This is a genomic window from Komagataeibacter nataicola (genome assembly GCF_003207795.1).
Classification (GTDB): domain Bacteria; phylum Pseudomonadota; class Alphaproteobacteria; order Acetobacterales; family Acetobacteraceae; genus Komagataeibacter; species Komagataeibacter nataicola.
This window is the reverse complement of record NZ_NIRT01000002.1, coordinates 32,742-47,934: the sequence shown is the minus strand read 5'-3', so window position 1 is coordinate 47,934 and position 15,193 is coordinate 32,742. Positions and strand designations below refer to the sequence as shown.

Sequence of the window (15,193 nt, the reverse complement as noted above, 5' to 3'; positions counted from 1 at the left end):
CACAGGACAGCATGGATCAGCCTTCGGGCCAGCGTGCGGTGGCGCGGTGCACGGAACTCGGGCGCGCGCCGTATTCCGAGATGGAGGGCGGGCTGTTCCGCCCCTATCTCGGGCCATCCTACCGCGCTACCTGTGACCGTCTGGCCACCTGGATGCACGCGGCGGGCATGACCACGCGCATGGATGCGGCAGGCAACCTGCTCGGGCGCTACGAGGGGCTGACGCCTGATGCCCCGGTGCTGCTGCTCGGCTCGCATATCGACAGCGTGCGCGATGGCGGTTTTTTTGATGGCATGCTGGGCGTCATCCTTGGCATCGAGGCCGTGGCCCATTTCGCGGCAACAGGCAAACGCTTTCCCTTTGCGCTGGAGGTGATCGGCTTTGGCGATGAGGAGGGCTCGCGCTTTCCCTCAGGCATGCTGACCTCGCACGCCGTGGCGGGCGTGCTCGCCCCCCCCGATCCCGCCATGAGCGACTGGGCTGAGACCGCAACGCTGGCCAGCGCGCTGGAAGGCTTCGGGCTGGATGTGGGCCAGATGCACAAGGCATCGCGCAGGGGCGCAAACATCCTTGCCTATGTCGAGGCGCATATCGAGCAGGGGCCAGTGCTGGAGGCCGAGGGCCGCGCCCTTGGCGTGGTCAGCGCCATTGCCGCCCAGCACCGCTACCGCATGACCCTGCGCGGCATGGCAGGGCATGCGGGCACCGTATCGATGGATCTGCGGCGTGATGCGCTGGCGGGAGCTGCCGAGATCGTCCTCGCGGCCGAGCGCATCGGCCGCGCGGGCACGGAGGGGCTGGTGGCGACCGTGGGGTCGCTTGATGTGGTGCCGGGTGCCGCCAACGTGGTGCCGGGCGAGGTGGTGTTCACCCTTGATGTGCGTGCCGGCACCAATGCGGTGCGCGACCGGGCGGCAAAGGAAATCCTGGCTGTGGCCCATGCGGTGGCGCAGGCACGTAACCTGGAACTCGCCATCAGCATGCAGCAGGATCTCGACGCCACCCCGTGTGATGCGCGCCTGACATCCTTCATGGAACAGGCCGTGCGCGACGTGACCGGAGCTGACCCGCGCCTGCTGGTCAGCGGTGCGGGGCATGATGCCATGATCATGGCGCATCTGGCCCCGGTTTCCATGCTGTTTATCCGCTGCGCGGGCGGCATCAGCCATAACCCCGCTGAGTCCGTAACCGATGCGGATACGGATGCGGCACTGCGGGCGATGATCGACTTTATTGGACTTTTTGAGAGACATTTCGGATGACCCAGACATTTTTTGGCCAGATCAACCCTCCCGCCCGACTGCTCATGGGGCCGGGACCGGTCAACGCGCACCCGCGCGTGCTGCGCGCCATGGCGGCCGACATGCTGGGCCAGTTCGACCCCGAAATGACCGACTACATGAACCAGACGATGGAACTCTACCGTCAGGTGTTCATGACCAACAACCGCTGGACCCTGCTGGTCGATGGCACGGCGCGGGCGGGCATCGAGGCGGCGCTCGTCTCGCTGGTCGAGCCGGGCATGAAGCTGCTGATCGTGCGCGCGGGGCGTTTCGGCCTGCTGCTTTCCGAGATTGCGCAGCGCATCGGCGCTGATATCGTGACACTGGACCTGCCCTGGGGCGAGGTGGCGAGCCTTGAACAGATCGAGGATGCCATCGTAACGCACCGCCCGCATGTGCTGGCGTGCATTCATGGCGATACGTCCACCACCATGGCCCAGCCGCTCGATGGCCTGGGCGCGCTGTGCCGCAAGTATGATGTGCTGTCCTATGTCGACACCACGGCGACGCTGGGCGGCATGGAGGTGGCGACCGACCGCTGGGGCGTGGATGTGGTCAGCGGTGGCCTGCAGAAGTGCATGGGCGGCCCGCCGGGCTCGGCTCCCATCACCATCTCCGACCGTGCGGCCGAGCACATCTTCGCCCGCCGCCATGTCGAGGCCGGTATTCGTGGCAGCGACACGACGGACGGCACGCGCGTGCGTATTCCGTCCAACTATTTCGATCTGGCCATGATCATGGATTACTGGTCGGAAAAGCGCCTGAACCACCACACCGAGGCCACCACCATGCTGTACGGCGCGCGTGAAGCCGCCCGCGTGGTGCTTGAGGAAGGACTTCAGGCCCGCTTCGCCCGCCATGCCGCCGCCTCGCGTGCGGTGTGCGCAGGTCTGCGCGCCATGGGGCTGGAGCTGTTTGGTGGCGACGAATACCGCATGACCAACGTGACCGGCGTGTACATTCCCAAGGGTATTGATGGGGAAAAGGTGCGTGGCCGCATGCGCGAGGATTTCGAGATCGAGATCGGTTCCGCCTTCGGCCCGCTACAGGGCAAGATCTGGCGCATCGGGGCCATGGGCTACAACGCCGAGAAGCACAAGGTGCTGCTGACCATGGGCGCGCTCGAAACCGTGCTGCGCCACGAAGGCCACGGCTTGGCCGCGGGCGCGGGCGTCGATGCAGCCCTTGCCGCCTATAACGACTGATAATGGGAGACCACGGCGTAATGTCTGAGACAGGTGCCTATCCGCGCGACATGGTTGGTTACGCGGGTAACTTGCCCGATGCAAAATGGCCTGGCGGGGCGCGGATCGCGGTCCAGTTCGTCATCAATTACGAGGAGGGGGCGGAGAACTCGGTCCTCCATGGTGATCGCGGCTCGGAGGCATTCCTGTCCGAGATGGTGGGCGCGCAGTCCATTCCCGGTGCCCGCGCCATTGCGATGGAAAGCCTGTATGAATACGGCTCACGCGCCGGGTTCTGGCGGCTGCACCGCATCTTTACCCAGCGCAGGCAGCCGCTTACGGTCTTTGCGGTGGCCGCCGCCATGGCGCGCAACCCCGCAGCGGTTGCCGCGATGAAGGATGCCGGGTGGGAAATCGCCTCCCACGGCCTGCGCTGGATCGACTACCAGCATGTGCCCGAGGCGGTGGAGCGTGCTCACATTCTTGAATGCATCGCGCTGCATGAAAAGCTGACCGGCTCGCGCCCGCTGGGCTGGTACCAGGGCCGCACCAGCCCCAACACCGCCCGCATCGTGGCGGAGGAAGGCGGCTTTGTATATGACGCCGATTCCTATGCCGATGACCTGCCCTATTACGACCGCAGCACGGGCCGGGCGCAACTGATCGTGCCCTATACGCTGGATGTGAACGACATGCGCTTTGTGGCGCTGAACGGCTTTACCGAGGGCGAGCAGTTCTTCAACTACCTGCGCGACACGTTTGATGAACTGTATGAGGAAGGGGCGGATAAGCCGCGCATGATGTCGGTGGGCCTGCACTGCCGCGTGGCCGGTCGGCCAGGCCGCGCGCGGGCTGTTGCGCGCTTCCTTGACTATATTGCCCAGCGCGAGAAGGTGTGGGTTGCCACCCGGCTGGACATCGCGCGGCACTGGCTCGAGACGCACCCGGCATGAGCCGGGTGATGGACCGGGTCAATGCGCTCTCCGCCGTGCGGTTTGTGGAACTGTTTGGCCCGATATACGAGCATTCCCCCTGGATTGCCCAGCGTGCCCATGGCCGTGCGCCCTTCAGCGGGCATGAGGCGATGCTGGCCGCCATGGCGCTGGTGCTGGAGCAGGCGGAGGAGGCCGAGAAAATGGCCCTGATCCGCGCCCATCCCGAACTTGCGCAGCGCATGGGGGTGGACCCCACGCTTACCTCGGCCTCGGCTGCCGAGCAGGCCTCCGCCGGGCTGGACCGGCTGACGCCCGATGAGTTTTCCAACTTCCGTGCGCTCAATGAGGCTTATGCCGCCAAATTCGGCATGCCGTTCATCATCTGCGTGCGGCGCTCGGACAAGCAGGCGATCCTGAACGGGCTGCGGACGCGGCTGGAAAACACGCCCGAGGCCGAGCAGCAGACCGCGTTGGCCGAGATCAACAAGATTGCAGCACTCCGCCTGGTTGATGTGCTCGAACGCCTGGAGCATGAAGTATGAGCACGCTTTCCACCCATGTGCTTGATCTCGTATCGGGCAAGCCCGCCGCTGGCATGGCGATCAGCCTGTGGGCGGGGCAGGACTGCCTGTTCAGGGGCGTGACCAACGCGGATGGCCGTTGCCCCGAACTGGGCCAGCAGATGGGCGAGATGCGCCCCGGCGCCTACCGGCTGGAATTCGCCGTGGCGGAGTATTTCCGCGCACAGGGGGCGGCCCTGTCCGAGCCGCCCTTCCTTGATATGGTGCCGATTGCGTTTGGCATGGCGGCAGCAGGGGCGGATGGCAAGGGTGGGCATTACCATGTGCCACTTCTGGTCTCACCGTTCGGGTTTTCGACCTATCGTGGCAGTTGAGACCTGATTTCCTTAAAAACCGGAAGTTTCTGGTAACGCTTTTTTCAAAAAGCTGCAAAGGACGCGGCCCTCGGCGCAGGAGGCGCGCGGCGGGCACATCGCCGACCGGCCTTACCGGATAGCTCAGGGTCAGTGCGCTCAAGCACGTCATCAGGAAGCAAAAAGGGCCGTGGCAGTCATGCCACGGCCCTTTTTGCATGTACCTGCGGCAGGTTGCCCCGCCGCAGGCTATGGCAGGATCAGGAAACGGCCTGCTTCAGCGCCGCCGTCAGATCGGTCGTGCTGGCCTTGCCGCCGAGATCGCCGGTGCGCACGGCACCCGAGGAGATGACCTTCTCGATGGCCTTGTCGATGCGGGTGGCCAGGTCCTGGCGGCCCACATGTGCCAGCATCATGTTCGCCGCCAGCAGCAGCGAGGTCGGGTTGGCCTTGTTCTGGCCCGCAATGTCGGGAGCCGAACCATGCACGGCCTCGAACACGGCGGCTTTTTCACCAATGTTCGCACCCGGTGCGAGGCCAAGCCCGCCAACCAGACCAGCGGTCAGGTCGGACAGGATGTCACCAAACAGGTTGGTGGTGACAATGCAGTCATACTGCCACGGGTCGGTCACGAGCTGCATGGCGCAGGCGTCAACGATGCGCTCGTTCACTTCCACGCGGCCTTCATATTCCTTGGCTACCTTGCGGCCTTCCTCAAGGAACAGGCCGGTCAGCAGCTTCAGGATGTTGGCCTTGTGCACCAGCGTGACGCGCTTGCGGTTGTTCTTGACCGCGTATTCAAAGGCATAACGCACGATGCGGTTGCATTCCGCGCGCGAGGTGTAGCCTGCGCTCGTTGCGATGGCATGCGGGTCATCACCAACGGGAATGTAATTTTCGAGTGCGGCGTAATAGCCCTCGAGGTTCTCGCGGAAGATGACGAGGTTGATGTTCTCGAAGCGGCCGCCCGGCACGATCGTTTTTGTGGGGCGCACATTCGCGAACAGGCCGAACTCCTGGCGCAGTGTCACGTTGATGGACTTGAAGCCACCACCGACGGGAGTGGTCAGCGGGCCTTTCAGCGCAAGGCCGGTGCGGCGGATGCTCTCGATCGTCTCCTTGGGCAGCGGGCTGCCGGTGGCTTCAAGGGCGGAAACACCACCAAGCGCCTTTTCCCATTTGAAGGGCGCGCCAACGGTATCAAGGATTTCGACAACGGAGTCGACAATTTCAGGCCCGATTCCATCACCGGGAATCAGGGTAGCGGGAATTGTTTTTTCTGCGGACATTCTCGAACGTCTCCCTTTAGTGCTTGCTACTGAAAAGCGTTTCAGCATACGCACCGGCTTGGCGGACCCGGTTCGTTGCCGGGTGCCCCGTCGGAACTGGTTAAAAGTCCTAGGCCCCCCAGTCCGGCGTGACAATCGGGCCACGGGGTGGGGCCTGCGGTTTTACAGTCACATTATCCGGCGTGCAGCGGCGCGCAGGCTGCCGCAAGCCACGTGCGCGCCGGAGTCTGCAGATGCGGGGCAATGCTTTCAAAAACCCGTGCATGATAGCCATCGAGCCATACAGTTTCGGCTGCTGACAGGCTGGGGGCATCGATCAGCCGCCTGTCGAAGGGGGCAAGCGTCAGCACCTCGAACTCCAGGAACGAACGGTTGGCCTCGCCCACCCTGCTGGGCTGGATCAGGTGCAGGTTTTCAAGCCGGATGCCAAACGCGCCCGGCCGGTAATAGCCTGGCTCGTTGGACAGGATCATGCCCGCATGCAGCGCCACGGGTCGGAACACGGGCGAGATCGTGGCCGGTCCTTCATGCACCGACAGGTAGCTGCCAATGCCGTGGCCGGTGCCATGATCGTAATTCAGGCCGCCCTCCCACAGGGCATGGCGGGCCAGCGCATCAAGCGCATGCCCGGTCACCCCTTTGGGGAAGCGCGCGCGGGCCAGTGCGATATGCCCGCGCAGGACGCGGGTAAAGGCATCGCGCACATCCGCATCGGGCGCACCCGGCCCGGTCCAGATGGTGCGGGTGATGTCGGTGGTGCCAAAGGGATACTGCCCGCCGCTATCGATCAGGTAGACCTCGTTGGCGTGCAGCGCGCGGTTGCTTTCGGGGGTGACGCGGTAGTGGATGATCGCGCCATTCGGCCCCGCGCCGGAAATGGCGGGAAAGCTCTCCTCACGGTAATCGGGGCAGTCGTTGCGAAAGCCATTGAGCTGTTCCGCAGCCGCCAGTTCCGTGGTGCGGGTCGCGTTTTCATCCAGCCAGTGCAGGAAGCGGCAGATCGCAACACCATCAAGCAGGTGGGCACGCCTGCTGCCTTCCTGCTCGGTCGGGTTCTTGATGGCCTTGGGCAACTGGCATGGGTCATCCTTGCGGATGACCGTGGCCCCGGCCTGTTCGAGCACCTGCATGAACCAGATGGCATTGCGGGCGGGGTCCACCTGCACGCGGGCCGGGGCCAGGGCGCGCAGTCCCGCCTCCAGTGCTGCGGGCGGCAGCAGGGTCACGTCCGCCCCCAGCCAGTCGCGCGTCTGCGGCGTTACCTTGGCCGGGTCGATGAACAGCGTCACCCGCCCGTCATCATGCACGATGGCAAAGCTCAGGCTGAGCGGGGTGTAGGGCACATCGGTGCCGCGGATGTTGAGCAGCCACGCGATCGAGGCGGGGTCGCTGAGCACCAGCGCATGCTCGCCCGCCGCGCGCAGGCTGGTGGCAATGGCTTCGCGCTTGGTAGCGCTGGCCTGTCCGGCCCAGGCCTCGGGCTGTGGCACGCAGGGCGTGCAGGGGGGGGCAGGGCGGTCAGTCCAGATCTGGTCCACCGGGTTTTCGGCCAGCGGCACGAGTGTCAGCCCGGCATCATTGAAGGGGCGCAGCGCGCTCTCGGCAATCAGGCGCGGGTCGTAGCCGATGCGCTGTTGCGCGCCGTGCTGCGCCAGCCAGCCGGCTGGCGGGGTCCGGGTGATGTGCAGCCGCTCCCATGCCGCGCCATCAACCTGCTGGTCCATCTGGGTAATGTAGCGCCCATCGGAGAACACGGCGGCACGGTCGGGCAGGATGGCAGCCAGCCCCGCGCTGCCGGTAAACCCGGTGAGCCAGGCCAGCCGCTCCGCGCAGGGGGCGACGTATTCACCCAGATGTTCATCGCCACGCGGCAGGATGAAGCCGTCCACGCCCATCTGGCTCAGGGCAGCGCGCAGGGCATCGGGGCGGTTCGGGGCAGGCGACATGGGCGTATCCTCAGATGGGGTTGGAACTCACACCGGCGACATGATGCGGTACAGGAACAGCAGGTCCATCCAGCGACCGTATTTGGTGCCGCATTCAGGCAGCAGGCCCCCGTGCTGGAAGCCAAAGCGCTCATGCAGCTTGCGTGAGGCGATGTTGGTCGATGTAATGCCTGCAATCATCACGTGCACGTCCGCCGCCTTCGCCCGCTCGCACAGGGCCTGCAACAGGGCGCTGCCAATGCCCTGGCGCTTGTAGGCGGGTGCGATATAGAGCGAATGCTCCACCGTATGGCGGTAGCCTGAAAACGGGCGGAACATCTTCCAGCTACTGTAGCCCGCCACATTGCCATCGGGCATCTGCGCCACCAGCACGGGAAAGCCGCTGGCCTGGCTGGTGTGCAGCCACTCCAGCCGGGCCTCGAGCGTGGTTTCCTGCGTTTCCCACATCGAGGTGCTGTTGCGGATGGCGTGGTTGACGATCTCGACAATGGCGGGGATGTCGTCATCCGTTGCATCGCGGATCAGGAGGGCGGGCGTGTCAGCCATGGGGTTTGCGCAGGATCAGCGTGCCCCAGTCTCCTTCGCGCAGGTGGCGCTCGAGAACAAGCCCGTGGCGGCGATGGGCGGCGAGCACCATGCACACCTGCGTGTTGAGCAGGCCTGCCAGGATGGCGGTGCCGCCGGGCAGCAGGTTGAGCGCCAGGTCAGCCGCCATGCTGCACAGCGGGCGGGCGAGGATATTGGCGAACACAAGATCATAGGGCGCATGGCGGCGGATGGCGGGTGTGGCCCAGCCATTGCCCAGGTGGCAGTCAACCAGATTGGCCAGCCCGTTCATGGCGGCGTTGCGTTTTGTCACCCGCACCGACCACGGGTCGATATCGGTTGCCAGCACCGGCCTGTGCAGCAGTGCCGCCGCCGCCATGGCCAGAATGCCCGAGCCGCAGCCAAGGTCGAGAATGCGGCGGGGTTTGCGATATGCCACCATCTCGAGCGCGCGCAGGCAGCCGCGCGTGGAGCCGTGCTCGCCCGAGCCGAAGGCAACACCCGCATCAAGTGTTATGGTGATGCGCTGCGGGTTGGGCGCATCTTCAAGGTGCGTGCCGCGAATGGCGAAGCGCCTGCCTGCAAGCTGCTCGGGGAATGATTCGTAGGTGCGGGCCAGCCAGCCTTCGGCCTCGGTGTGGCTGCGCTCGAGTTCGGCATCCACGCCGCTGGTCAGGGCGGCGAGGATCAGGGCCGCGCGCAGTTCGTCCTCGCCGCAGCCGGTGTCCTTTACCCCTTCCACGCGCCACAGGGTCTGGCTGTCATCGAGTTCAAAGATGCCAATGGTGGCGCATACGGTGGCGAGTGCCGATTCGTAGGCCTCGACCGCATCGGGCGGAACGGTGACCGATATGGTTTCAAGTTCGGTGGCGTGACGCCGGGGGGAAAGGCTCATCTATACCTGCTTAACAAATTTATCGATCACCCGCTTGGGGCCTGCTTTTTCAAACGCGACTTCCAGCCGGTTTCCCTCGACCGAGGTAATCGTGCCGTAGCCGAATTTCTGGTGGAAGACACGCACCCCCACCTTCATGCCGGGCGTCGTGGCGGCTGCGGGGGTGACATCATGCACCCGCCGCGCCGCCACGAGCGGGAAGGGCGAGGAACCGAACACCGCCGGGCGGCCCAGGAAGTTGCGGCGGCTGCTGGTGCTGTCGCCCCGGCTTTCAATATGTTCGGCGGGCAGCTCTTCCACAAACCGGCTGGGAATGGCGGACTGCCAGCTGCCATAGATGAGCCGGTTGGCGGCGTGGCTGATGATGGCCAGCCTGCGCGCGCGCGTAATGCCCACATAGGCCAGGCGGCGTTCTTCCTCCAGCCCTTTCAGGCCGCCTTCATCAAGGGTGCGCTGCGAGGGAAAGACCCCTTCCTCCCATCCGGGCAGGAACACGGTATCGAATTCCAGCCCCTTGGCGCCATGCAGCGTCATGATGCTCATGCTGTCATCGCCAGCCTTCGCCTCGGTATCCATGACAAGGGCGACATGTTCGAGGAACCCGCCGAGGTTCTCGTAATCGGCCAGCGAGCGGACGAGTTCCTTCAGGTTCTCGATCCGGCCCGGCGCGTCGGGTGACTTGTCGGCCTTCCACATCTCGACATACCCGCTTGCCTCCAGCAGGTTGTCTATGGCCACGACATGCCCCTCGCGCCCGGCCTGCTCGCGCGCGGTGGCCAACGCCTGCATCAGCGCGGTGAGCTGTTCCTTGGCACGGCCCTTGATCTCGCCGGTGGCGAGCATTTCCAGCACGGCGGCGGTGAGCGGCATCTGGCGTTCGCGGGCGTGCATGTGCAGCTTCTGCAGCCCCGTTGCCCCCACGCCCCGGCGCGGCACGTTGATGATGCGCTCGAACGCCAGATCATCGGAGGGCTGGCTGACCACGCGCATATAGGCAATGGCATCGCGGATCTCGGCGCGCTCGTAAAAGCGCAGGCCCCCCACCACGCGGTAGGGCAGGCCCAGGGTAATCAGCCGCTCCTCGAACGCGCGGGTCTGGAAGCCCGCGCGCACGAGGATGGCGATCTCGCTCATGGCGTGGCCATCGCCGCGCAGGCGCTCGATCTCGGCGCCGACCATGCGGGCCTCGTCATCGGAGTCCTGCACGGAAATAACGCGCACCTTCTCGCCCTCCGCATCCTCGCGGCCGGGGTGCAGCGTCTTGCCAAGCCGCTCCTCGTTATGGGCGATCAGACCCGATGCCGCGCCAAGGATCTGGCGGGTGGAGCGGTAATTGCGCTCGAGCCGCACCACGCGCGCACCGGGGAAGTCGCGCTCGAAACGCAGGATGTTCTCCACCTCCGCCCCGCGCCATGAGTAGATGGACTGGTCATCATCGCCCACGCAGCAGATGTTTGATGGCTGGCCTGCCCTGTGGGCCAGAAGCCGCAGCCACAGGTACTGGATGGTGTTGGTATCCTGATATTCATCAACCAGAATGTAGCGGAAGTAGCGGTGATACTGCTCCAGCACAGCGGGGTGTTTGCGCATGATTTCGGTCATGTGCAGCATCAGGTCGCCAAAGTCGCAGGCGTTGATCTGTTTCAGCCGCGTCTGGTAGTCGGCATAGATCTCGGCGCAGCGGCCATTGGCGAAATCCGTATCCTCGGCCGCCGTGATGGCGTCGGGCACGAGACCGCGATCCTTCCAGCGCTGGATCACACCCATGATCCCCTGTGGCGGCCAGCGCTTGGTGTCGATACGGTAGGGCTCGAGCACCTGCTTGAGCAGGCGCAACTGGTCATCGGTATCAAGGATGGTGAAGCTGCTGGTAAGCCCCACATATTCCGCATGGCGGCGCAGCATGCGCGCGCACAGCGCGTGGAAGGTGCCCAGCCACAGCCCCTCCGCCGGTTCGCCCAGCAGCGCGCTTACGCGCTCGCGCATCTCGCGCGCGGCCTTGTTGGTAAAGGTCACGGCCAGAATCTGGCTGGGGCGTGCCCGGCCAGAGAGCAGGATATGCGCGAACCGCGTGGTCAGCACCCGCGTCTTGCCCGTGCCCGCGCCGGCAAGGACCAGCAGCGGGCCATCGGTGGTCTCGATCGCGTCGCGCTGCTCGGGGTTGAGGCGGCTGAGATATTCCGGCGCGTTGCCGGTAGGGATAAGGCTGTCCATCACGCTTTCTTCTATACCAATCCGGGCAGTGCGCACCAATGCTATCAGGCGCAGGGAGGGGGAATGAAAGAAACGGAACCCACAAAAACACCGGCACGGGTGGGCCCCGGCGGCCACAGGGGGCGCATGCGCCAGCGCATTCGCGTGGCGGGCGCGCACTCGCTGGCTGATTATGAACTGCTGGAGGTGCTGCTGTTTGCGGCAACGCCCCGGCGTGACACCAAGCCGCAGGCCAAGGCGCTGCTGGCAACGTTTGGCAGCCTCGAGGCGGTGCTCGAGGCCACGCCTGCCGCCCTGCGCGCGGCGGGGCTGGGGCCGCGCGGGGTCGCGGTCATGGGCGTGCCCGCGGAGGTGGCGCAGCGCCTGGCCCATGCCGATCTGCGCGGGCAGGTTGTTTTTACCGATATGGCGGTGCTGCTCGATTACTGCGACCGCCTGCCTGCCACCGCGCCTGATGGCATGCGGCTGTTCTACCTTGATTCAGCATGCCACATGCTGGCCGATGAGGTCGTGCCCGCAGGTCCGGCGTCCGAACAGTGCCGCACGGTGCTGGCCCGCGCGCTTGAGCTGCATGCGGTCTCGCTTATTGCAGTGCGCGATATGGGCCAGCACGCGCCGCCACCGCCGGAAAACCTGCCCGAACTCCGCTTTTTGCGCATGCTGCACACGCATGCCCGCCTGCTCGGCCTGATGTTTCAGGACTGCCTGGTGCGCGGCGCAGGACAGACGGTGAGCATGCGGGCGATGATGGAACGCTGAAAGCGGCAGGACAGTCATTTTTGAGTGCAGGCGGCGTGTTCAGCCGTGGGGATGCGCCTCGGCCGCCGCGAATTGCTGGCGGATGGCAGCCAGCAGTTCGGCAGGCTGGCTGACCAGCGCGTCCGCGCCCGCCTGCACCAGTTCCTCGCGCGTGCCGTAGCCCCACAGCACGCCGAGCGCGCGCACGTGGTTGGCATGCGCCCCGCTGATGTCGAAGCGGCGGTCGCCGATCATCAGTGCATCTTCACGATTGACCGCATATTCACGCAGCACGGCGGCGATCAGTTCGGGCTTTTCGGCCCCGCTTTCATCTTCGCGCGCGCCGGACAGGCCATCAAAATACTGTACGAGGCCGCGCATGTGCAGGATCTTGCGCGCCAGATAGCGCGGCTTGGACGTGGCCACGAACAGCCGCACGCCTTCGGCCGAGAGGGTCTCGATCACCTCGCGCATATGCTCGAAAACCGGGCTTTTGTGCATGCCGCCCGACTCGTAATGCCTGCGGTACAGCGCCATTGCCTCGTGCACCCGGTCATCGCCATAATGGGCGAGGATATGGCCGATCAGTTCCTCGAGCGGCGGGCCGACCACCCAGGTCAGGTCCATCGACATGTCGGGTTCATGCCCGAGGTCGCGCAGCACGGCATGGATGGATTCGACAATGCCATCGCGCGAGCGGATGATGGTGCCATCGAGGTCAAAAAGTACGGTATGGGACTGATGGAGACGCATGCAGGTTCATAACCTCCTTATTTTGTCGCCATCATGCACCATGGCAGCGTGTTCTGTCCTGCAATTGTTGAGGAAGGGCCGTTTTGTCCGATTCTAGGCCACCTGCTTCCGCATCGGTGCCTCTGGGCGGCAGCATCAGCCGCGCGCAGGACCATGCGCTCCTCCATCGCCTCATCCGCACGCTCGATACGGCGCATCCCGCCCCCGATCGCCTGGCCGCGAACCTGCTGGCGCGTTTCGGCTCGGCGGGTATGGCGCTGTCGGCGCATGTGGGCGGCCTTGATGAAGTAGCCGGGCGTAGCGCCCTGGTGCCGCCGCTGCTGGCGGTGGCGCGCGAGGCGGCGTTACGGCTGTATCGGGGTCGGGTGCGGCGCACGGATGTGCTCTCGGGGCGCAAGGGGCTGGAGGCCTACCTGCAGGCCTGCATGGGTCATGAGGTGATCGAGCAGTTCCGGGTGCTGTTTCTCGATGGGCAATGCCACCTGCTGGCCGATGACCTGATGGGCACCGGCACGGTCAATCATTCCCCCGTCTATCCGCGCGAGATCATGCGGCGCGCCCTGCAGCTTGGTGCCGAAAGGCTGGTGCTGGCCCATAACCACCCTGCCGGTCGCTCCGAACCCTCGGGCGCCGATATCGAGATGACCATGCGCATTGCCCAGATCGGCAAGCTGATGGGCGTTGTGGTGCATGACCACATTATTGTGGGCAACGGGCGGACCCACAGTTTCCGCGCCATGGGGCTGATTGCCTGAGCAGACGCATGGGCAACGGTTTGCCGTCAGGACAACGTTTCCGGGCGCTGCCTTTACTTCAAAAAGGCAGCACTATCTGAAGCTTTTTGAAAAAAGCTTCATCAAAACGTTTAGGCGCTGAAGGTGTCGTCCCTGGGGGGCGGCAGGTGTGGCCAGCGGGCCGAGTGCGGCTTCAACGCCAAACTCACCGGGCAGGCTGCCGGGCGGAAAGATCACGTTCACATGCCCCATCTTGCGCCCCGGTCGGGCCTCGGCCTTGCCGTAATGGTGGGCCAGCAGGTGCGGAGTGGCCATGATTTCGGGCCACAGCGCCATGTCATCGGGGCCAATCAGGTTTTTCATCACCGCATCGCTATGACGGGTAGCGGGCGGGAGCGGCAGGCCGGTTACGGCACGCACATGCATCTCGAACTGGTCAACCGGGCAGGCATTCATGGTCCAGTGGCCGGAATTATGGGGGCGGGGGGCAATCTCGTTCACGCGCAGGCTACCGTCATGGTCCACGAACATCTCCACGCCCAGCAGGCCCACAAGGCCGAGGGCCGTGGCAATGCGCCGGGCCAGGTCATGGGCCTGCGCCGCCAGATCAGGGCTGATGCGGGCCGGAGCCAGGCTGATGTCGAGAATGCCATTGCGGTGGCGGTTCTCGGTCACGTCAAAGGTGCTGATCTCGCCGCGTTCGTTGCGGGCCACCATCACGCTGACCTCGCAGGCGAAGCGGATCATGCCCTCGGCCACCAGCGGGTGGGGGCGCAACGTATCAAATGCGGCGTTCAGATCGGCAGCACTATGGATGCGGGCCTGCCCCTTGCCGTCATAGCCCAGCCGCGTGGTCTTGAGGATAAAGGGGTAGCCCAGCACTTCGGCCGCGCGGTCAAGGTCGGCCCGGCTTTCCACCGCATGCCAGGGGGCTACGGGAATGCCGTGCTCGCCCATGAAGCTTTTCTCGGCAATGCGGTCCTGACTGATGCGCAGGATCGCGCCCGCCGGGTGAACCGGGCGCAGGCTCGAGAGCAGGTCAAGCCCGTCGGCGCTGATGTTCTCGAACTCGAAGGTAATGACATCCACCGCACCGGCAAAGCGGCGCAGGGCGTCGTGGTCATCATATTTGCCAAGGGTTACGGCATGCGCCACCTGGGCCGCCGGGCCATCGGCCTCGGTGGTCAGGATATGGGCGCGGTAGCCAAGGCGGGCGGCGGCGATGGCGGACATGCGGCCAAGCTGGCCACCGCCAACAATGCCCAGAACGGAACCGGGGAGCAGCATGCTCATCGGGTCGGCTCATCCGCCACGGCCGCCGTCTGGGCCGCGCGCCATGCTGCCAGCCGCGCGCCCAGCGCGGGGTCGGACAGGGCAAGGATGGCAGATGCCATCAGGGCGGCATTGGTGGCCCCAGCCTTGCCAATGGCCAGCGTGCCCACGGGAATGCCGCCGGGCATCTGCACGATGGAAAGCAGGCTGTCCATGCCCTTGAGCGCATGCGATTCGACCGGAACCCCCAGCACCGGCAGCGCCGTCCACGCCGCGCACATGCCCGGCAGGTGCGCCGCCCCGCCAGCGCCCGCTATAATGACCGAAAGACCACGCCCCTGGGCGGATTTTGCATATTCCGCCAGCCGGTCAGGCGTGCGGTGGGCGGAGACGATGCGCACCTCATGCGCAACCTCAAGCTTTTCCAGCACGGCGGTGGCGTGGCGCATGGTTTCCCAGTCGGACTGGCTGCCCATGATGATCCCCACGCGGGGGGCGGCGGAAGAGGCGGGAGAAGGGTGGCTCACGGT

The 15,193-nt window shown here is 65.3% G+C and carries 15 protein-coding genes; 7 read left to right on the top strand and 8 right to left on the bottom strand.

Translation table 11 applies throughout. The annotated features are described in order from the left end of the window. The first annotated feature begins 11 nt into the window (after positions 1-11). The 5 genes from CDI09_RS01650 to uraH are packed head-to-tail and all read left to right on the top strand — an operon-like array spanning position 12 to position 4,297. Positions 12-1,262: an allantoate amidohydrolase gene (locus CDI09_RS01650; protein WP_205836605.1), complete on the top strand. Its 1,251-nt coding sequence runs from the start codon at positions 12-14 to the stop codon at positions 1,260-1,262. Then, positions 1,259-2,488 carry a pyridoxal-phosphate-dependent aminotransferase family protein gene (locus tag CDI09_RS01645; RefSeq protein ID WP_078526812.1) on the top strand — a complete coding sequence of 410 codons (1,230 nt, stop codon included), beginning with the start codon at positions 1,259-1,261 and terminating at the stop codon, positions 2,486-2,488. The genes CDI09_RS01650 and CDI09_RS01645 overlap by 4 nt, the downstream gene beginning before the upstream one ends. A gap of 20 nt (positions 2,489-2,508) precedes the next feature. After that, complete coding sequence (gene puuE / locus CDI09_RS01640) at positions 2,509-3,420, top strand: allantoinase PuuE (protein ID WP_078526814.1); 912 nt, start codon at positions 2,509-2,511, stop codon at positions 3,418-3,420. Further along, positions 3,417-3,944, top strand: a complete 528-nt coding sequence (gene uraD / locus CDI09_RS01635) for a 2-oxo-4-hydroxy-4-carboxy-5-ureidoimidazoline decarboxylase (RefSeq protein ID WP_236944494.1) — start codon at positions 3,417-3,419, stop codon at positions 3,942-3,944. Before puuE ends, uraD begins: the two co-directional genes overlap by 4 nt. After that, positions 3,941-4,297, top strand: a complete 357-nt coding sequence (gene uraH, locus CDI09_RS01630; RefSeq protein WP_078526818.1) for a hydroxyisourate hydrolase — start codon at positions 3,941-3,943, stop codon at positions 4,295-4,297. Before uraD ends, uraH begins: the two co-directional genes overlap by 4 nt. 239 nt (positions 4,298-4,536) lie before the next feature. On the opposite strand, the gene CDI09_RS01625 is transcribed toward uraH, so the two are convergent. The 5 genes from CDI09_RS01625 to CDI09_RS01605 all read right to left on the bottom strand — a co-directional run bounded on the left by CDI09_RS01625 (position 4,537) and on the right by CDI09_RS01605 (position 11,166). Further along, positions 4,537-5,565, bottom strand: coding sequence for an isocitrate/isopropylmalate dehydrogenase family protein (locus tag CDI09_RS01625; RefSeq protein WP_078526820.1), 1,029 nt, complete (start codon positions 5,563-5,565; stop codon positions 4,537-4,539). A 173-nt stretch (positions 5,566-5,738) separates the two neighbouring features. Beyond that, positions 5,739-7,511, bottom strand: a complete 1,773-nt coding sequence (locus CDI09_RS01620) for an aminopeptidase P family protein (protein WP_078526822.1) — start codon at positions 7,509-7,511, stop codon at positions 5,739-5,741. Between the two features lie 27 nt (positions 7,512-7,538). Beyond that, the gene (locus CDI09_RS01615; protein ID WP_078526824.1) at positions 7,539-8,057 is read right to left on the bottom strand and encodes a GNAT family N-acetyltransferase; all 519 of its coding nucleotides are present in this window, start codon (positions 8,055-8,057) and stop codon (positions 7,539-7,541) included. Beyond that, positions 8,050-8,952: a 50S ribosomal protein L11 methyltransferase gene (locus CDI09_RS01610; protein WP_078526825.1), complete on the bottom strand. Its 903-nt coding sequence runs from the start codon at positions 8,950-8,952 to the stop codon at positions 8,050-8,052. Before CDI09_RS01610 ends, CDI09_RS01615 begins: the two co-directional genes overlap by 8 nt. Continuing rightward, positions 8,953-11,166 (bottom strand): ATP-dependent helicase, encoded by a 2,214-nt coding sequence (locus CDI09_RS01605; protein WP_078526827.1) that lies wholly within the window; start codon positions 11,164-11,166, stop codon positions 8,953-8,955. A gap of 63 nt (positions 11,167-11,229) precedes the next feature. Between CDI09_RS01605 and CDI09_RS01600 the strand changes: the two genes are divergently transcribed. Next, positions 11,230-11,925: a JAB domain-containing protein gene (locus CDI09_RS01600; RefSeq protein WP_236944495.1), complete on the top strand. Its 696-nt coding sequence runs from the start codon at positions 11,230-11,232 to the stop codon at positions 11,923-11,925. Between the two features lie 39 nt (positions 11,926-11,964). On the opposite strand, the gene CDI09_RS01595 is transcribed toward CDI09_RS01600, so the two are convergent. Beyond that, positions 11,965-12,657: an HAD hydrolase-like protein gene (locus CDI09_RS01595; RefSeq protein ID WP_078526829.1), complete on the bottom strand. Its 693-nt coding sequence runs from the start codon at positions 12,655-12,657 to the stop codon at positions 11,965-11,967. An 83-nt stretch (positions 12,658-12,740) separates the two neighbouring features. On the opposite strand from CDI09_RS01595, the gene CDI09_RS01590 reads away from it, so the two are divergent. Then, the gene (locus tag CDI09_RS01590) at positions 12,741-13,412 is read left to right on the top strand and encodes a JAB domain-containing protein (RefSeq protein WP_110571159.1); all 672 of its coding nucleotides are present in this window, start codon (positions 12,741-12,743) and stop codon (positions 13,410-13,412) included. A gap of 72 nt (positions 13,413-13,484) precedes the next feature. On the opposite strand, the gene CDI09_RS01585 is transcribed toward CDI09_RS01590, so the two are convergent. Then, a complete protein-coding gene (locus CDI09_RS01585; RefSeq protein WP_078526833.1) occupies positions 13,485-14,684 on the bottom strand; it encodes a 5-(carboxyamino)imidazole ribonucleotide synthase in 1,200 nt (399 codons plus the stop codon). Beyond that, a complete protein-coding gene (gene purE, locus CDI09_RS01580; protein WP_257788365.1) occupies positions 14,681-15,190 on the bottom strand; it encodes a 5-(carboxyamino)imidazole ribonucleotide mutase in 510 nt (169 codons plus the stop codon). Before purE ends, CDI09_RS01585 begins: the two co-directional genes overlap by 4 nt. Positions 15,191-15,193: the final 3 nt, after the last annotated feature.